Source organism: Vibrio sp. 10N.222.49.C9, assembly GCF_041474985.1.
Lineage (GTDB): Bacteria > Pseudomonadota > Gammaproteobacteria > Enterobacterales > Vibrionaceae > Vibrio > Vibrio crassostreae_C.
The window spans coordinates 1-288 of sequence record NZ_JBFRVD010001211.1; the positions used below are offsets into that span (position 1 = coordinate 1).

Here is a 288-nt window from a genome sequence, read left to right on the forward strand (position 1 = left end):
GAGTTACCCCAACAATGGGAACTACTTCGTCGCAAGGTTTCAGATGTAAAATTGCAATTGCCAACCAGTGCTCAAATCTCGATCGTTCAAGATGAGTTCTCTGAGGTATACGGCATGCTGTTCGCCATTCACGGCACTGACGCCGCGCCTGAAGAGCTGCGACAATATGCCGAAGAGTTGCAACGCCGTATCAAAGCCGTAGAAGGCATTAAGAAAATAGAGCTGCACGGCGTTCAGCCACGTGTGGTTTACATTGATATGCCGGATGAGCGCTTGGCGCAATACGGG

1 protein-coding gene is annotated in these 288 nt (G+C 50.3%); it reads left to right on the plus strand.

The window, feature by feature from the left end:
- Window positions 1-288 (plus strand): hypothetical protein (locus tag AB4585_RS27610; RefSeq protein ID WP_372171945.1); only part of this gene is annotated, 288 nt, incomplete at both ends.